General features: G+C 64.3%; 16 protein-coding genes. 6 read left to right on the top strand and 10 right to left on the bottom strand.

Annotated features, from left to right (window positions below):
- Positions 1-111: 111 nt before the first annotated feature.
- From ccoP to ccoN, 4 genes are read right to left on the bottom strand one after another with little or no spacing between them, the layout of a single operon-like run.
- Complete coding sequence (gene ccoP, locus ACK6AU_RS19225; protein ID WP_185699621.1) at positions 112-1,053, bottom strand: cytochrome-c oxidase, cbb3-type subunit III; 942 nt, start codon at positions 1,051-1,053, stop codon at positions 112-114.
- Positions 1,050-1,265, bottom strand: coding sequence for a cbb3-type cytochrome c oxidase subunit 3 (locus ACK6AU_RS19220; protein ID WP_022643330.1), 216 nt, complete (start codon positions 1,263-1,265; stop codon positions 1,050-1,052). The genes ccoP and ACK6AU_RS19220 overlap by 4 nt, the downstream gene beginning before the upstream one ends.
- Before the next feature lie 3 nt (positions 1,266-1,268).
- On the bottom strand, positions 1,269-1,877 hold the full coding sequence (gene ccoO / locus ACK6AU_RS19215) for a cytochrome-c oxidase, cbb3-type subunit II (RefSeq protein ID WP_022643331.1): 609 nt from the start codon (positions 1,875-1,877) through the stop codon (positions 1,269-1,271).
- Between the two features lie 10 nt (positions 1,878-1,887).
- The gene (gene ccoN / locus ACK6AU_RS19210; RefSeq protein ID WP_226525385.1) at positions 1,888-3,312 is read right to left on the bottom strand and encodes a cytochrome-c oxidase, cbb3-type subunit I; all 1,425 of its coding nucleotides are present in this window, start codon (positions 3,310-3,312) and stop codon (positions 1,888-1,890) included.
- Between the two features lie 99 nt (positions 3,313-3,411).
- Between ccoN and ACK6AU_RS19205 the strand changes: the two genes are divergently transcribed.
- Positions 3,412-4,107, top strand: coding sequence for an alpha/beta family hydrolase (locus ACK6AU_RS19205; RefSeq protein ID WP_409300713.1), 696 nt, complete (start codon positions 3,412-3,414; stop codon positions 4,105-4,107).
- A gap of 71 nt (positions 4,108-4,178) precedes the next feature.
- Here the strand turns inward: ACK6AU_RS19205 and ACK6AU_RS19200 are convergent, their stop codons facing one another.
- The 3 genes from ACK6AU_RS19200 to acnA all read right to left on the bottom strand — a co-directional run bounded on the left by ACK6AU_RS19200 (position 4,179) and on the right by acnA (position 9,688).
- Positions 4,179-5,744, bottom strand: a complete 1,566-nt coding sequence (locus tag ACK6AU_RS19200) for a PAS domain-containing methyl-accepting chemotaxis protein (RefSeq protein WP_185699623.1) — start codon at positions 5,742-5,744, stop codon at positions 4,179-4,181.
- A gap of 233 nt (positions 5,745-5,977) precedes the next feature.
- Positions 5,978-6,769, bottom strand: a complete 792-nt coding sequence (locus ACK6AU_RS19195) for a type II CAAX prenyl endopeptidase Rce1 family protein (protein ID WP_409300711.1) — start codon at positions 6,767-6,769, stop codon at positions 5,978-5,980.
- Positions 6,770-6,946: 177 nt separating this feature from the next.
- On the bottom strand, positions 6,947-9,688 hold the full coding sequence (gene acnA, locus ACK6AU_RS19190; protein ID WP_409300709.1) for an aconitate hydratase AcnA: 2,742 nt from the start codon (positions 9,686-9,688) through the stop codon (positions 6,947-6,949).
- Between the two features lie 236 nt (positions 9,689-9,924).
- On the opposite strand from acnA, the gene rlmM reads away from it, so the two are divergent.
- Both rlmM and tusA read left to right on the top strand, forming a co-directional pair.
- Positions 9,925-10,998: a 23S rRNA (cytidine(2498)-2'-O)-methyltransferase RlmM gene (gene rlmM, locus ACK6AU_RS19185; protein ID WP_185699626.1), complete on the top strand. Its 1,074-nt coding sequence runs from the start codon at positions 9,925-9,927 to the stop codon at positions 10,996-10,998.
- A gap of 58 nt (positions 10,999-11,056) precedes the next feature.
- Complete coding sequence (gene tusA, locus ACK6AU_RS19180; RefSeq protein WP_022643338.1) at positions 11,057-11,308, top strand: sulfurtransferase TusA; 252 nt, start codon at positions 11,057-11,059, stop codon at positions 11,306-11,308.
- Here tusA and ACK6AU_RS19175 read toward each other — a convergent pair.
- Positions 11,305-12,714: an MATE family efflux transporter gene (locus tag ACK6AU_RS19175; protein WP_409300706.1), complete on the bottom strand. Its 1,410-nt coding sequence runs from the start codon at positions 12,712-12,714 to the stop codon at positions 11,305-11,307. The two genes, tusA and ACK6AU_RS19175, sit on opposite strands and share 4 nt — an antisense overlap.
- Positions 12,715-12,896: 182 nt before the next feature.
- On the opposite strand from ACK6AU_RS19175, the gene pdxB reads away from it, so the two are divergent.
- Positions 12,897-14,039 carry a 4-phosphoerythronate dehydrogenase PdxB gene (gene pdxB / locus ACK6AU_RS19170; RefSeq protein WP_409300704.1) on the top strand — a complete coding sequence of 381 codons (1,143 nt, stop codon included), beginning with the start codon at positions 12,897-12,899 and terminating at the stop codon, positions 14,037-14,039.
- Between the two features lie 58 nt (positions 14,040-14,097).
- Here the strand turns inward: pdxB and ACK6AU_RS19165 are convergent, their stop codons facing one another.
- Positions 14,098-14,277 (bottom strand): PA1571 family protein, encoded by a 180-nt coding sequence (locus ACK6AU_RS19165; RefSeq protein ID WP_011060254.1) that lies wholly within the window; start codon positions 14,275-14,277, stop codon positions 14,098-14,100.
- Positions 14,278-14,536: 259 nt separating this feature from the next.
- Here ACK6AU_RS19165 and ACK6AU_RS19160 point away from each other — a divergent pair, with 259 nt between their 5' ends.
- Positions 14,537-16,303: an ABC transporter transmembrane domain-containing protein gene (locus ACK6AU_RS19160; RefSeq protein ID WP_409300702.1), complete on the top strand. Its 1,767-nt coding sequence runs from the start codon at positions 14,537-14,539 to the stop codon at positions 16,301-16,303.
- 120 nt (positions 16,304-16,423) lie between these two features.
- On the opposite strand, the gene ACK6AU_RS19155 is transcribed toward ACK6AU_RS19160, so the two are convergent.
- Positions 16,424-18,352, bottom strand: a complete 1,929-nt coding sequence (locus tag ACK6AU_RS19155) for a transglycosylase SLT domain-containing protein (RefSeq protein ID WP_409300700.1) — start codon at positions 18,350-18,352, stop codon at positions 16,424-16,426.
- A 213-nt stretch (positions 18,353-18,565) separates the two neighbouring features.
- Between ACK6AU_RS19155 and ACK6AU_RS19150 the strand changes: the two genes are divergently transcribed.
- Complete coding sequence (locus ACK6AU_RS19150) at positions 18,566-20,494, top strand: ATP-binding cassette domain-containing protein (protein WP_409300698.1); 1,929 nt, start codon at positions 18,566-18,568, stop codon at positions 20,492-20,494.
- Positions 20,495-20,559: the final 65 nt, after the last annotated feature.

The raw sequence follows: 20,559 nt of genomic DNA, 5'->3' as shown, positions 1-20,559 counted from the left end.
CGAATGGGTGCAAACGTGGCGGGGTAGAGGGGTGCGACACTTGGTCGCAAAGAGGCGAGGGGAACTTCAGGGGACAAGCTGCGGGTAAACCCGCAGCTTGTTGGTGTTGCTTTACTGACCGCTTGCAGCTTGCGGCTTGCTGCCGTGGGACAGGCTGTACACGTAGGCCGCCAGCAACTGCACCTTGTCGTTGCCCAGCAGTTCGCTCTGCGCCGGCATGTGGCCCTGGCGACCATGGCGGATGGTCTGTTGCAGTTGGGCCAGGCTGGTGCCGTAGATGAAGCCGGCTGGCTGGGTCAGGTCCGGCGCGCCCATGATGGCGGTGCCCTTGCCATTCGCACCGTGGCAAGCCACGCAGGTGGTGCTGAAGGCTTGCTGGCCGGCTACCAGGTCAGCGTCGTTATCGGCTGGCAGCGGCAGGCCGGCCAGTTCATGACGCACATAGGCGGCGACGTTCTTCACGCCGTCTTCCTTGAGCACTTCACCCCAGGCCGGCATCGCGGCCATGCGTCCGCCCATGATGGTGGCCTTGATGGTCTGGGCATCGCCACCCCAGCGCCAGTTATCGTCGGCCAGGTTCGGGAAGCCGAAGGCACCCTTGGCGTCGGAGCCGTGGCAGACCGAGCAGTTGGAGGCGAACAGGCGACCGCCCATTTTCAAGGCTTGGGGGTCCTTGGCGACTTCTTCCACGGGCATGGCGGCGAATTTGGCGAAGATCGGACCGAACTTCACGTCCGCCTTGGCCATTTCCTTTTCCCATTCCTTGGTCTGGGTCCAGCCGTCCTCATAGCCCGGCAGGACGCCTTTCCAGTTGCCCAGGCCCGGATAGAGGATCAGGTAGCCAACGGAAAACACCAGGGTGCCGGCGAACAGCAGGAACCACCATTGCGGCAGGGGGTTGTCGTATTCCTCGATGCCATCGAACGCGTGACCCATGGTCTGGTCCACGCTGCCCTTGGTTTCACCCCGACGGGTGCCGACCAGCAGCCAGGTCAGGCCGATCAGGCTGCCGATGGTCAGTACGCAGATCCACGTACTCCAGAAGGTGGTCATGGCCGAATGCTCCTTGTTGCAGGCTCTTGTGGTTGAGCGTCATCAGATGAAGTGCTCGCCGCCGGGTCATCGGCGAAGGGCAGCAGGCGTGCCTGGGCAAACTCGGGATTGCGCTTGGTGTTGAACACCCAGATCGACAAGCCGACGAAGGCGATCATCACTACCAGGGTCCCGAGCCCGCGGATCATGCCGCTATCGAGTGCAAAGCCCATGGCTCACCTCTTGCTCTTGATCGAAGTGCCAAGCACTTGCAGGTAGGCCACCAGGGCGTCGATCTCGGTCTTGCCCTTGAGCGAGGCGGTCGCACCGGCGATGTCTTCGTCGGTGTAAGGCACGCCGAGGGTACGCATGACCTTGAGCTTGGTTTCGGTATGGCTGCTGTCCACCGGTGCGGTCACCAACCATGGGTAGGCTGGCATCTTCGACTCGGGCACGACGTTGCGCGGGTTGTACAGGTGCGCACGGTGCCAGTCGTCGGAGTAGCGGCCGCCAACCCGGGCCAGGTCCGGACCGGTACGCTTGGAACCCCACAGGAATGGATGATCCCAGACGCTTTCACCGGCTACCGAGTAGTGGCCATAGCGTTCGGTTTCGGCGCGGAACGGACGGACCATCTGCGAATGGCACTGTACGCAGCCTTCGCGGATGTAGATGTCGCGGCCTTCCAGTTGCAGCGCGGTGTAGGGCTTCATGCCTTCCACCGGCTTGTTGGTGACGTCCTGGAAGAACAGCGGGACGATCTGGGTCAGACCGCCGATGCTCACCGCGAAGACCATCAGCAGCATGAGCAAGCCGACGTTTTTCTCAATCGTTTCGTGTTTCATGGCGGACTCCTCAGGCCATCTGCGCAGCGGCGTTGACTTCGGCTGGCGCCGCGGCACGCACGGTGCGCCAGGTGTTGTAAGCCATCAGGAACATGCCGCTGAGGAAGATCGCCCCACCGACCAGTCGCACGATGAAGCCTGGGTGGCTGGCCACCAGGGTTTCGACGAAGGAGTAGGTGAGGGTGCCGTCTTCGTTGACTGCACGCCACATCAGGCCCTGGGCGATGCCGTTGACCCACATCGAGGCGATGTAGAGCACGGTGCCGATGGTGGCCAGCCAGAAATGGGTGTTGATCAGGCCGAGGCTGTACATCTGCTCGCGACCGAAGACTTTCGGAATCAGGTGGTACAGCGAACCGATGGAGATCATCGCAACCCAGCCCAGGGCGCCGGCGTGTACGTGGCCGATGGTCCAGTCGGTGTAGTGGGAGAGGGCGTTGACGGTCTTGATCGCCATCATCGGACCTTCGAAGGTCGACATGCCGTAGAACGCCAGGGACACCACCAGGAAGCGCAGGATCGGGTCGCTGCGCAGCTTATGCCAGGCGCCCGACAGGGTCATCATGCCGTTGATCATGCCGCCCCAGCTCGGAGCCAGGAGGATCAGCGACATGATCATGCCCAGCGACTGCGCCCAGTCCGGCAGCGCGGTGTAGTGCAGGTGGTGCGGACCGGCCCAGATGTACAGGGTGATCAGTGCCCAGAAGTGCACGATCGACAGGCGATAGGAGTAGACCGGACGCTCGGCCTGCTTGGGCACGAAGTAGTACATCATCCCCAGGAAGCCCGCGGTCAGGAAGAAGCCCACGGCGTTGTGGCCGTACCACCATTGCACCATGGCATCGGTCGCACCGGCATACAGCGAGTAGGACTTGGTCAGGCTGACCGGCAGTTCCAGGTTGTTGACGATATGCAGGATGGCCACGGTGATGATGAAGCCACCGAAGAACCAGTTACCCACATAGATGTGCTTGGTGTTGCGCTTGACCAGGGTGCCGAAGAACACGATGGCGTAGGCCACCCAGACAATGGTGATCAGGATATCGATCGGCCATTCCAGTTCGGCGTATTCCTTGGAGCTGGTGTAGCCCAATGGCAGGCTGATGGCCGCCAGCAGGATCACCAGCTGCCAGCCCCAGAAGCAGAACGCGGCGATTTTCGGCGCGAACAGCGTGGTCTGGCAGGTGCGCTGCACCGAATAGAACGACGTGGCAAACAGTGCACAGCCACCGAAGGCGAAGATCACTGCGTTGGTGTGCAATGGCCGCAGGCGACCGAAGCTGGTCCACGGCAGATCGAAGTTGAGTTCGGGCCACACCAACTGGGCTGCGAGAAAAACCCCGAGTCCCATGCCGACGATGCCCCACACCACCGTCATAATGGCGAATTGGCGGACCACCTTGTAGTTGTAGGCGGTACTGATAGAAGTGTTCATGGTTCCCCATCCACGGTTCAGCTGAAGTGAAAGCGACTGCGCGCGGCACGGCGCGCCCACTTCGTCTGGAGTTATAGGCAGACTAAAAGCGAGGCAAGCATGAGCAATGAGCACAAGGCCAGTATTGACGGGGATCAATGGGCGCAGTGCGTGCGGGAACGGGGCTGGTTGTGGGACGTCGCGGCGAGCGCGACCCCGGGCACGTCACCGACCTTGATCCTGGCTCACGGTGCTGGAGCGCCGATGGACAGCGGGTTCATGGAGCAGATCGCTGAACGCCTTGCCAGGCATGGGGTAAACGTCTTGCGCTTCGAGTTCCCCTACATGGCCCAGCGTCGCCTGGACGGCGGCAAGCGTCCTCCGAACCCGGCGCCCAGGCTCCTGGAGTGCTGGCGCGAGGTGTATGCCCAGGTGCGACCTTATGCCGCCGGGGTGCTGGCGGTGGGTGGCAAGTCCATGGGCGGGCGGATGGCCAGCTTGCTGGCCGACGAGCTGCAAGCCGATGCCCTGGTTTGCCTGGGGTATCCCTTCTATGCGGCCGGCAAACCGGAAAAGCCCCGGGTGGCGCACCTGGCCGAACTGGCTACGCCGACGCTGATCGTCCAGGGCGAACGCGATGCCCTGGGTAATCGCCCGGCGGTGGAGGCCTATACCCTGGCGCCGGCCATCGAGCTGGAATGGCTGGTGGCGGCCGACCACGATCTCAAGCCCCTCAAGGCCTCGGGGTGCAGCCACGAGCAGCATTTGGAGTCCGCCGCGGCCAGGGTTGCCGGGTTCCTACGGGCGGCAGGCTGAACGCCGGGTCTGGCGGGGCATAAAAAAACCGGAGGCGCCTGCTTCCGGTTTTTTTAATGCCCCTTGCTGGATCAGCGGTTGAACCGCTCCACCAGCGAGTATTGGGTATGTGCAGTACGGGTCAGGGCCTCGCTGAGTTCGGCCGAATGCTGGGCCTGCTCCGAGGTCTGGTCCGCCAGTTGGGCGATGGTGCTGATGTTGCGGCTGATCTCCTCGGCCACCGAGCTTTGCTCTTCGGTGGCGGCGGCGATCTGGGTGGTCATGTCGGTGATGTTGGCCACCGCTTCGCTGATGCCCACCAGCGCCTGGTCGGCTTCCAGCACCCGGGCCACGCCTTCCTCGGCCTGGCGATGGCCGGCATCCATGGTCTGCACCGCACTGGCGGCGGTTTGCTGCAGCTTGGCGATCAGGGCGTGGATCTGCCCGGTGGACTCGCTGGTGCGTTGCGCCAGCTGGCGCACCTCGTCTGCCACCACGGCGAAGCCGCGACCCATCTCCCCGGCCCGGGCCGCTTCGATAGCGGCGTTCAGCGCCAGCAGGTTGGTCTGGTCGGCGATGCCCTTGATCACGTCCACCACGCCGCCGATTTCGTCGCTGTCCTTGGCCAGCTGGGTTACGGTCTGGCCGGTCTCGCCCACCACCACCGACAGGCGCTGGATGGCTTCACGGGTTTCCCCGGCGATATTGCGGCCGCGCCCGGTAAGACGATTGGCTTCCTGGGTGGCGTCGGCGGTGCGCTGCACGTGGCTGGCCACTTCCTGGGTGGTGGCCGCCATCTGGTTGACCGCGGTGGCGACCTGCTCGGTCTCCTGGCGCTGGCGCTCCAGGCCGCTGGAACTGTTGTGGGCCAGGGTATCGGACTGGCGGGCCTGCTCGTTGAGGTGCTCGGCGGTGTCCTGCAGTCGGGTCAGGCAGGTTTTCAAGCGTGCCTCCTGGCTGAGGATCGACATCTCCAGGCGCGCCTGGGCACCCCGGCTGTCGGTGTACATCTGCGCGATCAGTGGGTCCGAGGTGGTCTGTTCGGCCAGGCGCAGCAGGCGCTTGAGGCCACGCTGTTGCCAGGTCAGGCCCAGCAGGCCCAGCGGCACCGAGAGACCGGCGGCCAGGACGAAGCCCCAGTGGGAGTTGAGCCAGGCACCGATCATGAAGCTCAGTTGGCTGACCAGGATGAACGGCAGCCAGTCTTGCAGTATCGGCAGCCACTTGTCGCGCTTGGGAATGGCCGACTTGCCCTGGTTGATCCGCTTGTAGAGGGATTCGGCGCGGCGCACCTGTTCGGCGGAGGGCTTGACCCGCACCGATTCGTAGCCCACCACCTTGCTGCCCTCGAACACCGGGGTCACGTAGGCGTTGACCCAGTAGTGATCGCCGCTCTTGCAGCGGTTCTTGACGATACCCATCCATGGCAAGCCTTGTTTCAAGGTGGTCCACATGTGGGCGAATACCGCCGCTGGCACATCCGGATGGCGTACCAGGTTGTGCGGCGCGCGAACCAGTTCTTCGCGGGAGAACCCACTGATCTCGACGAAGGCGTCGTTGCAGTAGGTGATGACGCCCTTGGCATCGGTCGTGGAAATCAACCGTTGTTGAGCCGGGAAGGTACGTTCGCGCTGAGTGACAGGCTGGTTATTACGCATGTTTTTTCAATCCGCAAGGCTTTGATAAGTGATCGGCCGCTTCGGCTTATTATTGAAACTATTTTTCAATAATTGGCATTCGGTCTCATTGGCAGAGTGTGTTGTGTCGTCGTATGCGGCGCCGGCATCCACCGGCGTTGGCGAGGGGCTAATCATTGACCTTCTTCCTTGGCAGTCAATACTTCTGAAGTACTGGTTTGGGCAATTTGCTTGCGGTTTTGCAGTGTCCGGACCTATCCGGCGAGCATCGGATAGGTGAAAAGCCCGAAATGCAGCAGGTTCAGTCCGAAGTGGGTGGCCAGCGCGGCTCCCAGGCCCCCGAACCGATAGGCCAGACCGTACCCGATCCCGGCGACGCTCGCCAGCAGCGTCCATTGCCAGCCGGCTCCCAGGTGCGCCAGGCCGAACAGCAGGGCCGAGGCGAGCAGGGCCAGGTTCTCGCCGTAGGGCAGGTGTTGCAGGCGTCGGCTCAGGCCACCCTGGATATAACCCCGGAACAGCGCCTCTTCCACCAGTGTCACCAGCAGCAGGTTGTTCAGTACCCATAGCCAGGCCTGTTCCGGCCATTTGGGGGCCCAGTCGATGATGCCCAGCAGCAAGGCGCCGCCTAGCGCAGCGATGGCGCACAAGAGCAGGGCCAGGGCACCGGCGTACAGCGACAGGCGCAGGGAGCGACGACCGACGATCCAGGGGCAGGCCAGCAACAGCCAGAAGCCGATCAGCGGCTTGTCCTGGTTCAGGTACAGGGAAAACGGCACGGCGTCATCGGTGAGGCGTTGCGGGTCGATGGCGCGTCCGTTGTAGAAGCCGGGTAGCCAGTGCATCGCCAGGGCCAGGGCGACGACCACGAACAGGCTGTGACCCAGGTATCGGCCGATGGGGCTGCGCTGCTGGCGTACGGCCAAGCCTGCGCACAACAACAGCAAGAGCGGGAGGGCGGCCAGCAGCCCCAGTTGTCCATAGCTCAGGGCCAGCGCATAGCCAAGGGAAAGGAGTGCCAGGTACATCCATGGCAGAGCGGTCATGGGGAATCCTTGTTGCGAAAGAAGGGGTATTGCAGAGACGTTGCCCGGTGCCTGATCTGTAGTCGTTGCTGTGACCGGGTAGTCAGGTTTTGCGGTCGGGCATTATAACCAGTCGATTTGTATGCGTTAACCCAATGAAAGACACCGCCCGAAGGCGGTGTCTGTGGCTGTCATGGGTCAGGCCGCGATCAATTGGCGCAAGACGTAGTGCAAGATCCCTCCGGACTTGAAGTATTCCACTTCGTTCAGGGTGTCGATGCGGCACAGCACCTCGATCTGCTCCCGGCTGCCATCCTCGCGGGTGATCACCAGTTGCAGGTTCATCCGCGGGGCCAGTTGCGTGCCGCCGAGGCCGAGGATATCCAGGGTCTCGCGGCCGCTGAGCTTGAGGCTCTTGCGATCCTGGCCGGCCTTGAACTGCAGCGGCAGCACGCCCATGCCCACCAGGTTGGAGCGGTGGATACGCTCGAAGCTCTCGGCGATCACCGCCTTGACCCCCAACAGGTTGGTGCCCTTGGCCGCCCAGTCGCGGCTCGAGCCGGTGCCGTACTCCTGCCCGGCAATCACTACCAGTGGCGTGCCCATGGCCTGGTACTTCATGGCCGCGTCGTAGATCGCCATTTTCTCGCCAGTGGGGATGTACAGCGTATTGCCGCCTTCCTCGCCGCCGAGCATTTCGTTGCGGATGCGGATGTTGGCGAAGGTACCGCGCATCATCACTTCATGGTTGCCGCGCCGCGAGCCATAGGAGTTGAAGTCCCGGGGTTCCACGCCCTTGTCCCGCAGGTAGCGCCCGGCGGGGCTGTCGGCCTTGATGTTGCCGGCGGGGGAAATATGGTCGGTGGTCACCGAATCCCCGAGCAGCGCCAGGACCCGTGCGCCATTGATGTCCTTGACCTCGGGCAGGGCGCCGGCGATGTCGTCGAAGAACGGTGGGTGCTGGATATAGGTCGAGTCGTCCTGCCAGACATAGGTCGCGGCCTGGGGGACCTCGATGGCCTGCCACTGGGCGTCGCCGGCGAACACCTCGGCGTACTCCTTGTGGAACATCCGGGTGTTGACCTGGGCGACGGCGTCGGCAATTTCCTGGCTGCTGGGCCAGATGTCCTTCAGGTACACCGGCTGGCCATCCTTGCCCTGGCCCAGGGGCTCGCGGCTGAGGTCGATGCGTACCGTGCCGGCCAGGGCATAGGCCACCACCAGGGGCGGCGAGGCCAGCCAGTTGGTCTTCACCAGCGGATGCACCCGGCCTTCGAAGTTGCGGTTGCCGGACAGCACCGAGGCGACCGTCAGGTCGGAGGTCTGGATGGCCTTCTCGATCGGTTCCAGCAGCGGGCCGGAGTTGCCGATGCAGGTGGTGCAGCCGTAACCCACCAGGTCGAAGCCCAGTTGGTCGAGGTAGGTGGTCAGGCCGGCAGCCTGGTAGTAGTCGGTCACCACCTTGGAACCGGGCGCCAGGGAGCTCTTGACCCAGGGCTTGCGCTGCAGGCCCTTTTCCAGCGCCTTCTTGGCCACCAGCCCGGCGGCCATCATCACGCTGGGGTTGGAGGTATTGGTGCAGGACGTGATGGCGGCGATCACCACCGCGCCGTTCTTCAGGCGGTAGGTCTGGCCTTCATGCTGGTAGTCGGTCTCGCCGACCAGGTCGGCATTGCCCACGGCGACGCCACCGCCGCCTTCGCTTTCCAAGCGGCCTTCTTCCTTGCTGGTGGGCTTGAACTGCAGGTCGAGGAAGTCGCTGAAGGCCTGGGCCACATCCGGCAAGGCCACCCGGTCCTGGGGCCGCTTGGGTCCGGCGAGGCTGGCTTCGACGGTGCCCATGTCCAGGGCCAGGCTGTCGCTGAACACCGGTTCCTTGCCCGGCAGGCGCCACAGGCCCTGGGCCTTGCTGTAGGCCTCGACCAGTTTCACCAGTTCGGCCGGGCGGCCCGACAAGCGCAGGTAGTCGAGCGTCACCTGGTCCACCGGGAAGAACCCGCAGGTGGCGCCATATTCAGGGGCCATGTTGGCGATGGTGGCGCGGTCGGCCAGGGGCAGGTCGGCCAGGCCATCACCGTAGAACTCGACGAATTTGCCCACCACGCCTTTCTTGCGCAGCATCTGGGTCACGGTCAGCACCAGGTCGGTGGCGGTGATGCCTTCCCTGAGCTTGCCGGTGAGCTTGAAGCCGATGACCTCCGGAATCAGCATCGACACCGGCTGGCCGAGCATTGCCGCTTCGGCCTCGATCCCGCCCACGCCCCAGCCCAGCACGCCCAGGCCGTTGATCATGGTGGTGTGGGAGTCGGTGCCCACCAGGGTGTCGGGGAAGGCATAGGTGCGGCCGTCCTCGTCCTTGCTCCAGACGGTGCGCCCCAGGTATTCCAGGTTGACCTGGTGGCAGATGCCGGTGCCCGGCGGTACCACGCTGAAGTTGTCGAAGGCGCTCTGGCCCCAGCGCAGGAAGGCGTAGCGTTCGCCGTTGCGTTGCATTTCGATGTCGACGTTCTGTTCGAAGGCGCTGCTGCTGGCGAACTTGTCCACCATCACCGAGTGGTCGATCACCAGGTCCACCGGCGACAGCGGGTTGATCCGTTGCGGATCGCCACCGGCCTTGGCCATGGCCGCGCGCATGGCGGCCAGGTCGACCACCGCGGGCACCCCGGTGAAGTCCTGCATCAGCACCCGCGCCGGGCGGTACTGGATCTCGCGGTCGGAGCGGCGCTCCTTGAGCCAGGCGGCGAGGGCCTTCAGATCGTCGCTGGTGACGGTCTCGTTGTCCTCCCAGCGCAGCAGGTTCTCCAGCAGGACCTTGAGCGACATGGGCAGGGCATCGATATCGCCCAGGCTCCGCGCTGCGTCCGGCAGGCTGAAATAGTGATAGGTCTTGTCGTCGACTTTCAGGGTCTTGAGGGTTTTCAGGCTATCGAGGGATGGCATTGAACGACTCCTTCTGGCCCGCACGGCTACGGGCCTGTGATACGGACAGAGAGTTAACCTAGCTCTGTTTGGGTCTTATCGCTAATCACTGGACTGCTGGGTTCAGCCCAAGGTTCCTAACTCGGTTATCATGCGCCGTTTTTCGTGACAGGCTTTGCGCGTGCTCCGTTTCGTTGATCCGGGGCACTTTCGGGCAGGTTTGCGCAACGATTGATCGCCAACGCCCAGGAGATTCCATGAACACCCTGTTTATCCATTGCCGTCCCGGTTTCGAAGGCGAGGTCTGCTCGGAGATCGCTGATCATGCGGCCCATTTGCATGTCGCCGGATATGCCAGGGCCAAGCCGGGCACCGCCTGCGCCGAGTTCATCTGCAGCGAGGACGACGGCGCGCAGCGGCTGATGCAGGGACTGCGTTTTTCCCAGTTGATCTTTCCCCGGCAGTGGGCGCGGGGCGCTTTCGTCGAGCTGCCGGAAACCGACCGCATCAGCGTGATCCTGGCCCACCTGGACGCTTTCCCGCAGTGCGGCAGCCTGTGGCTGGAAGTGGTGGATACCAACGACGGCAAGGAGCTGTCGAACTTCTGCAAGAAATTCGAAGGTCCGCTGCGCAAGGCGCTCAAGGGCGCCGGCAAGCTGGTGGAGGATGCTGGCTTGCCGCGCCTGCTGCTGACCTTCAAGAGCGGGCGGGAAGTCTTCGTCGGGCTGGCCGATGCCGGCAACTCGGCGATGTGGCCCATGGGCATCCCACGGCTGAAGTTCCCCCGGGAGGCTCCTAGCCGCTCGACCCTGAAGCTCGAAGAGGCCTGGCATCATTTCATTCCGCGAGAGCAGTGGGACGAGCGCCTGCACAGCGACATGACCGGGGTCGACCTGGGAGCCGCCCCGGGCGGCTGGACCTGGCAGCTGGTCAATCGCGGCATGCTGGTGACTGCGGTGGACAATGGGCCGATGGCCGAGAGCCTGATGGACACCGGCCTGGTCCAGCACCTGATGGCTGACGGCTTCACCTACCAGCCCCGGCAACCGGTGGACTGGATGGTCTGCGACATCGTCGAGAAGCCGGCGCGCAACGCAGCCTTGCTGGAGACCTGGATCGGCGAGGGGCATTGCCGCGAGGCGGTGGTCAACCTGAAGCTGCCGATGAAGCAGCGCTATGCCGAGGTCAAGCGCCTGCTGGAGCGGATCGAGGATGGATTCAAGGCCCGGGGCATCCGCGTGGCCATCGGCTGCAAGCAGCTGTACCACGACCGCGAGGAGGTGACCTGCCACCTGCGGCGCCTGGACACCAAGCCTGCCCGTTCCCGCTGAGCCCCTCGCCACATGGCCGGCATTGCGCGACAATGCCGGCCAGTTTCAGGAGTGAACCATGAGTCAGATCATCGATACGCCGGTAGACGGTACCCTCGACGCCACCGGCCTCAATTGCCCCGAGCCGGTGATGATGTTGCACCAGCATATTCGTGACCTGCCGCCGGGCGGGTTGTTGAAGGTGATCGCCACCGACCCGTCCACCCGCCGCGACATCCCCAAGTTCTGCGTCTTCCTCGACCATGAACTGGTGGCACAGGAGGAAGACGCGGGCACCTATCTCTACTGGATCCGCAAGAAACTCGATTAACTCGCCGAGCGGCTGCTGCGGATCTGCTTGCGTGCACTGCGCACCAGGCGGATCGACAGCATCAGCGCGGCGCAGCTCAAGCCGACGATCAGGCCTTCCCACAGGCCGCTTGGCCCCCGGGGCGCACCGAACCATTCGGTCAGGCCCAGGGCATAACCCACCGGCAACCCGATACCCCAATACGCGAACAGGGTCAGGATCATCGTCACCCGGGTGTCCTGGTAACCGCGCAGCGCGCCGGCGGCAGTCACCTGGATGCCATCGGAGAATTGGAACAGCGCCGCGTACACGATCAGCATCGACGCCACCTGGATCACCAGCGGATCGGTGGTGTAGATCGAGGCGATGGGCTCGCGCAGGAAAAACATCAGGCTCGCCGACAGGCAGGCATAGGCCAGCGCCGTCGCCATGCCGACCCCGGCGCTGAAGCGGGCGTTGCGCGGTTCCTGGCGCCCCAGGGACTGGCCGACGCGCACGGTCACGGCCATGGCCAGGGAGTAGGGAATCATGAACATCAGGGCGCTGACGTTGAGGGCGATCTGGTGTCCGGCCACCACCGTGGCGCCCAGGCTGCCGATCAGCAGGGCGATCACCGCGAAGATACTCGACTCGGCGAACACGGCGATGCCGATGGGCAGGCCGACGCCCAGCAGGCGCTTGATCACCGTCGATCGCGGCCACTCGAAACGGCCGAACAGCTGGATCTTGCGATAGGCCGGCGCCCAGCGGACCCAGCCGGCCATGCCCAGCATCATTGCCCACATCACGATCGCCGTGGCCCAGCCGCAGCCAACGCCACCCATGGCCGGCACGCCGAAGTGGCCATAGATGAAGATGTAGTTGATGGGAATGTTCAGGGCCAGGCCGCAGAGGCCGATGACCATGCTCGGCACGGTACGCCCCAGGCCATCGCTCAGGCAGCGCAGCACGTAATACAGGGCCACCGCCGGCAGGCCGCTGGCGATGCCATGCAGGTAGCCCATGCACGGCTCGATCAGCTCCGGATCGACCTTCATCAAGTGCAGCACTGGCTCGGCGCTGATGAGGATCAGCATGGCCGAGATCCCGGCCGCCACGGCCAGCCACAACGCCTGGCGCACCAGCGGGCCGATCTCCTCGAGCTTGTTGGCACCGAAACGCTGGGCGACCTTGGGGGTGGTGGCCAGCAGGGTGCCGGTCATCAACAGGAACACCGGGATCCAGATCGAGTTGCCCAGGGCCACGGCCGCCAGATCGCGGGGGCCCACTCGCCCGGCCATCACCGCATCGACGAAGCCCATGGCGGTGGTGGCCACCTGGGCGATCATGATGGGCAGGGCCAGTACCAGCAGGTCTTTCAGCTCGCGGCCGACCCGGGCGGGGCGGCTGGTGGAGAGGGTGGCGGCGGAGTCGGTCACGGAATTCACGGGGCGAAGCGTCCATAGGTGTGTTGCGCGGGACGCGACAGTCTACGCGTTGCCGCCATGCCTGGGATAAGTCCCGTGTTGTGGATTTGTAATACGGGCCTCGATTGCCTTCGCGCCTGCAAGCCGTGCTGGTTCGCCGGGTGATCTGGGCCTAAACTGCGCCTCCCCAAGAGGAGCCTGCCATGCTGATCGTTGCCGACGAAAACATTCCCCTGATCGATGAATTCTTTGCCGGGTTCGGCGAGATCCGGCGCTTTCCCGGGCGCGCCATCGATCGCGCCAGCGTGGCCCAGGCGGATGTGCTGCTGGTGCGTTCGGTGACCCAGGTCGATCGTGCCTTGCTCGAGGGCACCCCGGTGCGCTTCGTCGGAACCTGCACCATCGGTACCGACCACCTGGACCTGGACTACTTCCAGCAGGCCGGCATTGCCTGGTCCAGCGCTCCGGGCTGCAACGCCCGCGGGGTGGTGGACTACGTGCTGGGCAGCTTGCTGACCCTGGCCGAGATCGAGGGCGTGGACCTGTCGCGCCGCTGCTATGGCGTGGTCGGCGCTGGTGAGGTCGGTGGCCGCTTGATCGAAGTGTTGCGTGGCCTGGGCTGGCAGGTGCTGGTCTGCGATCCGCAGCGCCAGGCGCTGGAGGGCGGTGACTACGTCAGCCTGGAGCAGTTGCTCGAGCGTTGCGACGTCATCAGCCTGCATACGCCGCTGACCCGCGATGGTGAACACCGTACCTGGCACCTGCTGGATCGCCAGCGCCTGGGGCGGCTGCGCCAGGGCGCCTGGCTGATCAACGCAGCACGAGGCCCGGTGGTGGACAACAGTGCCCTGCGTGAAGTGCTCCTGCAGCGTGAGGACCTGCAGGCGGTGCTGGATGTCTGGGAGCAAGAGCCGACGGTGGACACTGCCCTGGCGGATTTGTGCGTGCTGGCCACGCCGCATATCGCCGGCTACAGCCTGGATGGCAAGCAGCGTGGTACGGCGCAGATCTACCAGGCGTTCTGCCGGCACTTCGGCCATGCCGAGCAGGTCCTGCTGGAGAGCCTGCTGCCAGCGCCGTGGGTGGTGCAGGTCAGCCTGGATGCCAAGGCCGATCCGGCCTGGGCCCTGGCGACGATTTGCCGGGCGGTGTACGACCCGCGTCGCGACGATGCGGATTTTCGCCGGAGCTTGTCCGACGATGTCGCGCAGCAGCGCAGCGCCTTCGACGGGTTGCGCAAGCACTACCCGCAGCGCCGGGAGATCGACGGCCTGCAGGTGCGGATCCAGGGCGAGTCGGCGGATCTGCAGCGGATCGTCCGGGCATTGGGGGCCACGCTGGCCTGAACCGCGGGCATAAAAAACCCGGCCACCAGGCCGGGTCAAGAGGACGTGAGGCTATGTGTCAATCTTGCCGAGCAGGCTTGACCAGTCGCTTTTCCAGTTCGCGGCAGGCGTTCTGGATCATGTCTTCAGTAATAGGTACTTCGCGGCCCTGGGCATCGATGATGGCACAACCCAGAGACTGGTTGGGCTGGGTACGGATCACTTGAATCTTGTCATTGCTGCTGTGTTGCAAGGACATGGCCTGTCTCCTCATCAGGTTGTGTGCTTACTTTAGAATGACCGGGTGACCGGGCTGTTACAGACCAGCGCCAGGGCAGGTCCGGTAACTTCACTCCATCAGAAATACCGCAGGAGTGCCAGTCGCGGATTAGACCGATAACCTCTAGGTGCTAGCGTTACCGGTCATAATCAACCTGACTCATTGCGATTTACCAAAGTTCCTGCGAATTCATCCCGTTACCGGCGCTGCCGTGGGGCGATCGCCGGCGCGTCAATGGATGAACGGCATGCTCTCTTCTCGTCATCGCCGGGCCTTGCGCCTGGCCAGTCGCTTTATCGCTCCCTACCGTTGGCAGGCGCTGGGGGCCTTGCTGGCCCTGGTGCTCACCGCGGGCATCACCCTATCCATGGGGCAGGGCATCCGCCTGTTGGTGGACCAGGGCTTCATGACCCAGTCGCCGCACCTGCTGAACCAGACCATCGGCCTGTTCCTGCTGCTGGTGCTGGCGCTGGCCGTGGGCACCTTCGTGCGTTTCTACCTGGTGTCGTGGATTGGCGAGCGCTGCGTCGCGGACATCCGGCGCCAGGTGTTCAACCACTTGATCTACTTGCACCCGGGTTTCTACGAGAACAATCGCAGCTCGGAAATCCAGTCCCGCCTGACGGCGGACACCACGCTGCTGCAGTCGGTGATTGGATCTTCGCTGTCGTTGTTCCTGCGTAATGCACTGATGGTCCTGGGCGGCATAGTCCTGCTGTTCATCACCAATCCCAAGCTCACCAGCATCGTGGTGATCGCCCTGCCGCTGGTGTTGGTGCCGATCCTGCTTTTCGGTCGCCGGGTGCGCAGCCTGTCGCGCGTGAGCCAGGATCGGATCGCCGATGTGGGCAGCTACGTGGCGCAAACCCTCGGGCAGATCAAGACGGTCCAGGCCTACAACCACCAGGCCGAGGACGAACGGCGCTTCGCCCTGACGGTAGAGGACGCTTTTCATACCGCGCGCCAGCGCATCATCCAGCGTGCCTGGCTGATCACCCTGGTCATCGTCCTGGTGCTGGGCGCCGTGGGGGTGATGCTCTGGGTCGGCGGCATGGATGTGATCGCCGGGCGAATTTCCGCCGGCGAGCTGGCGGCCTTCGTGTTCTACAGCCTGATCGTCGGCAGCGCCTTCGGTACCCTGAGCGAGGTGATCGGCGAGCTGCAACGGGCGGCAGGGGCTGCGGAGCGGATCGCCGAGCTGCTGCGGGAGCAGAGCATCATCCAGGCGCCGAGCGCCGGGCTGGTCCGCTTGCCGGCCCGGGTCAGGGGTGAGCTGCAACTGGAGAACCTGCGCTTTGCCTATCCCTCACGAGCGGATCGCTATGCCCTGGATGGCTTGTCCTTGAACATCCGCGCCGGGGAGACCCTGGCCCTGGTCGGGCCCTCGGGGGCTGGCAAGTCCACCTTGTATGACTTGCTGCTGCGTTTCTACGATCCACAGCAGGGGCAGATCCTGCTGGATGGCGTGCCCCTGGCCAACCTCGATCCGCAGGACCTGCGGCGTTGCTTCGCCCTGGTGTCGCAGAATCCGGCGCTGTTCTTCGGCAGCATCGAGGAGAACCTGCGCTACGGCAATCCTGGCGCGACTGCGGAGCAAGTCCGGGAGGCGGCGCGGATCGCCTATGCCCATGAGTTCATCGAGCAGATGCCCCAGGGCTACCAGACTCACCTGGGCGATGGTGGGCAGGGCCTGTCCGGAGGCCAGCGCCAGCGCCTGGCGATCGCCCGGGCGCTGCTGGTGGATGCACCGATCCTGCTGCTGGACGAGGCCACCAGTGCCCTGGATGCGCAGAGCGAACACCTGATCCAGCAAGCCTTGCCGAGCCTGATGCAGAATCGCACCACCCTGGTGATCGCCCATCGGCTGGCCACGGTGAAGAATGCCGATCGAATCGTGGTCATGGACCAGGGCCGGCTGGTGGCGGTAGGTACGCACCAGCAATTGATTGCCGACAGCCCGCTGTATGCGCGCCTGGCGGCACTACAGTTCAGTGACGGTTCTTGAGTTCACCGGGCTTGATGGTGCGCACGAGGACGTAGTCCTCGCCAGCCACGGAGGATTGCAAGGGACAGGCGCAGAGACGAAAAAGCCCGCAATCATGCGGGCTTTTTCTTGGGCGGGAGATCAGAGGTCGTCGAAGTAGCGTTCGTGCCAATCCACCAGCGGTTGCGGTGAATTGAGCTTCTGGCCGTAGATCACCGAATAGGACAGGACGTTCTGCACGTACTGGCGGGTTTCGTCGAAGGGGATGCTTTCCACCCACACGTCGAAGCTCAGGTGGTCGGCGCCCTTGAGCCACTGGCGCACCCGGCCGGGGCCGGCGTTGTAGGCTGCGGAGGCCAGCACCCGGTTGCCGTTGAACTGGCTGTGGACCTGGCTCAGGTAGGCCGCGCCCAGCTGGATGTTCTTGTCCGGATCCAGCACTTGCTGCGGCGAGGCCAGGGGAATGCTGAACTTGCGCGCGGTTTCCTTGGCGGTGCCGGGCATCAGTTGCATCAGGCCGCTGGCGCCGACACCGGAGCGGGCGTCGTCCATGAACGCGCTTTCCTGGCGGGTGATGGCGAACACCCAGCTGGAATGCAGGCCACGGACCTTGGCTTCGCGCACCAGGGTATCGCGGTGGGCCATGGGGAAGCGGATGTCCAGGTCGTCCCAGTACTGGGCCTGGCTGATGGTGCGGATGGCCGGGAAGTACCACTTCAGGTCATAGGCCAAGCGGGCCTGGGCGACCATTTCGTCGCGGTTGAAATGCCGGCTGACGTGGTACCACTCGCGACGCCCGTCGACGATCTGTCCCCGGGCATGGAGCTCCAGGGCGCGACGCACGCCGGGAGTGTTGCGTACCTTGTTGATCACCGCCTGGCTGAGCATCAGCGGCTGGTTGTTCAACTGGTAGGGCGCCTTGGCATGATCGGCGGCGAGGAAGCCATAGAAGTCCCGCTCCCGGGACAGGCCCTTGAACAGTGCCTGGGCCTGGGGGTTCTTCGGTTCCGCCAGTTCCAGGCTGCGCGCCTGCCAGTAGCGCCAGCGGTTGGTGCTGGCCAGCTCCTGGGGCAGCTTGCGGGTCAGCTGATAGGCATCTTCCCAGCGCGCCAGGCGCAATAGCAGGCGCAGGCGCCATTCGGACACGGTGTTGTCCCGCAGCTCGGGATCGTACTTGGTCATCACGTCCAGGGCGCGGCTGTCGAAGCGCCGGGCCAGGGTCAGGCCGATCTCGCGGGCAATGGCCACTTTTTCGTCACGGGAGAAGTGCATGCTGCTGGCATAGCCGTCGAGCAGGGCCATGGCCTTGTCCGGGTCCTGGCGGGCCAGGCGGCGCAGGCCAAGGCCGACCACATCGGACATGGCTTCGTTGGCGGGCTGGAAGCGTGAGGGCTGGCTCAGCAGCTCCGGTTTCTGGGCCACGTCCACCAGCAGGCGGCCCTGGGGCGCCAGGGTGGTCATGCTGTTGACCAGGCTGTTGGCCAGGGCGTAGTTGCGCGCCTCGGCCGCCAGCTTGGCCCGCTGCCAGCGCTTTTGTTCGGTCAGCTGGCCCTCGGCGGCCCACTGGCCGAACAGGCCGTCGCAGGCCGCAGGTTGGGACTTGCCGCTCAGCCAGAGCTTTTCGGCGGTGGCGTAGCCCTCGGCCTTGAGGTTGTGGCCCAGCTGGTACTGGCCGTTGAGGCAGTCGAGTTCGGTGAAGTTGAGCTTGGGGTCGTAGTACTTGGTGAAGGTCGCCCAGTCGCCGCGTTCGGCCAGCCAGCGCAACCAGCGCAGTTTCATCCAGTTGGCCTGGGGCAGGTCGCCGTGTTCGGCGAGGAATTTCTCGATCTCGGCGTTGCTGGCGCTCTTGAGCCGGGCAGTGAGTTCGTCGTAGGCCAGGTAGGGCTCCAGCGGGTAGTCGCGCAGCGCATCGGCGTAACGGAAGTAGGGTCCGGAATCACCCTTGGCCAGGGCGCGCTTGGCTTCGTCGTAGTACTGGCGTTGCAGGGTCAGGTCTGCCGCCTGGGTGGATTGGGCGGCAGCGGCGGAAAGAAGCAGGCAGGATAAAAGGCTGAAAAGGCGACTGCGCATGAGACATCCGGGCAGAGAAATCATGACAAGTGCCGACAGGGCCAACACTGATTGCTCACTAGCTTAGCCTTTTGCCAGCAACCGGCGAAAGCTTTGCCGGTTCGCTGGTATCAGTTGGCAACAAATGTCGCCCCAGGGTCGCCACCGGCGAAATAGCCGGCCTTCTGCGAGCCTAACTCAGGTAGAATGCGCGCCCGGTTTTTGGAGAAGAACATGACCCTGCTCAAATTCAGCGATGTGTCCCTTGCTTTCGGCGCCATGCCGTTGCTGGACAAGGTGTCCTGGCAGATCGCCCGTGGCGAGCGGGTGTGCATCATCGGTCGCAACGGTACTGGCAAGTCCAGCATGATGAAGCTGGTCAAGGGCGACCAGAAGCCCGACGACGGTGCCATATGGCGCGCACCCGGCCTGAAGATCGGCGAGTTGCCCCAGGAGTTGCCGGTGGCCGACGAGCGCACCGTGTTCGATGTGGTCGCCCAGGGCCTGGCTGGAGTCGGTGAGCTGCTGGCCCAGTACCATCACCTGAGCCAGAACATCGTCACCGACGCCGACCTGGAAAAGCTGATGCACGTCCAGCACGACCTCGAGGCTCGTGACGGCTGGCGCTTGCAGCAACTGGTGGACAGCACCCTGAGCCGCCTGCAACTGCCTGCCGACAAGACCCTCGCCGAGTTGTCCGGCGGCTGGCGCCGGCGCGTCCTGCTGGCCCAGGCCCTGGTGGCGGAGCCGGACCTGCTGCTGCTCGACGAGCCGACCAACCACCTGGACATCGGTGCGATCGCCTGGCTGGAAGAAGCGTTGAAGGATTTCCCGGGGGCCGTGCTGTTCATCACCCACGACCGTTCCTTCCTGCAGAACCTGGCCACTCGTATTCTCGAACTGGATCGTGGCGGCCTGATCGACTGGAACGGCGACTACGCCAGCTTCCTGGTGCACAAGGAAGCGGCCCTGGCCGCGGAAGAAACCGCCAACGCACTGTTCGACAAGCGCCTGGCCCAGGAAGAAGTCTGGATTCGCCAGGGCATCAAGGCCCGTCGCACCCGTAACGAGGGCCGCGTGCGAGCGCTCAAGGCCTTGCGCGTGGAGCGTAGCCAGCGTCGCGAGCGCACCGGCAAGGCCAACATCCAGCTGGAAGCGGCGGACAAGTCCGGCAAGCAGGTGATGGTGCTGGAGAATGTCAGCTTCGCCCACCCGGAAGGGCCGTTCCTGGTCAAGGATTTCTCCATGGTCCTGCAGCGCGGCGATCGTATCGGCCTGCTGGGCGCCAACGGTACCGGCAAGACCACCTTGCTCAAGCTGATGCTGGGCGGCCTGGTGCCCAGCAGCGGCACGGTGGAAGAGGGCACGCGGATCGAAGTGGCCTACTTCGACCAGTTGCGCCACCAGCTGGACCTGGAAAAGACCGTGATCGACAACGTCGCCGAAGGTCGCGACTTCATCGAGATCGATGGCCAGAACCGGCATGTGCTCAGCTACCTGGGTGACTTCCTGTTCAGCCCACAGCGGGCGCGGACGCCGGTCAAGGCGCTGTCGGGTGGCGAGCGTGCGCGCCTGCTGCTGGCCAAGCTGTTCAGCAAACCGGCCAACCTGCTGGTGCTGGACGAGCCGACCAACGACCTGGACGTGGAAACCCTCGAGCTGCTCGAAGAGGTGCTGTCGAACTACCAGGGCACGGTACTGATGGTCAGCCACGACCGAGCCTTCCTCGACAACGTGGTCACCAGCACCTTGGTCTTCGAGGGTCAGGGGCGCGTGCGCGAGTACGTCGGTGGTTATGAGGACTGGATCCGCCAGGGTGGCTCGCCGCGTTTGCTGGGTGTGACCGAGAACAAGTCCGGCAAGGCCGAGCTGAACTCCGCCGTAGTGCCGCCAGTGTCGGCCCAGGCGCCGGAGCCAGTACTGGAAGCCGCTGCACCTGCGGCGAAGAAGAAGCTCAGCTACAAGCTGCAGCGTGAGCTCGAGGCCCTGCCGGGGCAGATCGAGGCCATGGAGCAGCAGATCGCCGACGTCGAGGCGGAAATGGCCGATGCCGGTTTCTACCAGCGGCCCGTGGCGGAAACCACCGCGGTCATCGCGAAGCTGGAGCAACTGAACGCCGAACTGGACCAGATGGTCGAGCGCTGGGCGGAGCTGGATGCCTGATTGCTGGGTGCCTGATGCAAAAAGCCCGACTCCAGAGTCGGGCTTTTTGTCGGTGCGGTTATCGG

The sequence above is a fragment of the Pseudomonas sp. KCJK8993 genome (assembly GCF_046230915.1).
Lineage (GTDB): Bacteria > Pseudomonadota > Gammaproteobacteria > Pseudomonadales > Pseudomonadaceae > Aquipseudomonas > Aquipseudomonas piscis.
The sequence above is the reverse complement of the archived record's forward strand: the minus strand, read 5'-3'. Positions and strand labels throughout refer to the sequence as shown.

Excerpts from the sequence above, each read along its gene's own strand:
- ACK6AU_RS19205 (WP_409300713.1), top strand. The coding sequence starts at position 3,412 with ATGAGCAATGAGCACAAGGCCAGTATTGACGGGGATCAATGGGCGCAG.
- ACK6AU_RS19160 (WP_409300702.1), top strand. The coding sequence starts at position 14,537 with ATGAACGGCATGCTCTCTTCTCGTCATCGCCGGGCCTTGCGCCTGGCC.
- ACK6AU_RS19200 (WP_185699623.1), bottom strand. The coding sequence starts at position 5,744 with ATGCGTAATAACCAGCCTGTCACTCAGCGCGAACGTACCTTCCCGGCT.
- ccoO (WP_022643331.1), bottom strand. The coding sequence starts at position 1,877 with ATGAAACACGAAACGATTGAGAAAAACGTCGGCTTGCTCATGCTGCTG.
- ccoP (WP_185699621.1), bottom strand. The coding sequence starts at position 1,053 with ATGACCACCTTCTGGAGTACGTGGATCTGCGTACTGACCATCGGCAGC.
- tusA (WP_022643338.1), top strand. The coding sequence starts at position 11,057 with ATGAGTCAGATCATCGATACGCCGGTAGACGGTACCCTCGACGCCACC.
- pdxB (WP_409300704.1), top strand. The coding sequence starts at position 12,897 with ATGCTGATCGTTGCCGACGAAAACATTCCCCTGATCGATGAATTCTTT.
- ACK6AU_RS19155 (WP_409300700.1), bottom strand. The coding sequence starts at position 18,352 with ATGCGCAGTCGCCTTTTCAGCCTTTTATCCTGCCTGCTTCTTTCCGCC.
- ACK6AU_RS19220 (WP_022643330.1), bottom strand. The coding sequence starts at position 1,265 with ATGGGCTTTGCACTCGATAGCGGCATGATCCGCGGGCTCGGGACCCTG.
- ACK6AU_RS19165 (WP_011060254.1), bottom strand. The coding sequence starts at position 14,277 with ATGTCCTTGCAACACAGCAGCAATGACAAGATTCAAGTGATCCGTACC.
- ACK6AU_RS19195 (WP_409300711.1), bottom strand. The coding sequence starts at position 6,769 with ATGACCGCTCTGCCATGGATGTACCTGGCACTCCTTTCCCTTGGCTAT.
- rlmM (WP_185699626.1), top strand. The coding sequence starts at position 9,925 with ATGAACACCCTGTTTATCCATTGCCGTCCCGGTTTCGAAGGCGAGGTC.
- acnA (WP_409300709.1), bottom strand. The coding sequence starts at position 9,688 with ATGCCATCCCTCGATAGCCTGAAAACCCTCAAGACCCTGAAAGTCGAC.
- ccoN (WP_226525385.1), bottom strand. The coding sequence starts at position 3,312 with ATGAACACTTCTATCAGTACCGCCTACAACTACAAGGTGGTCCGCCAA.
- ACK6AU_RS19150 (WP_409300698.1), top strand. The coding sequence starts at position 18,566 with ATGACCCTGCTCAAATTCAGCGATGTGTCCCTTGCTTTCGGCGCCATG.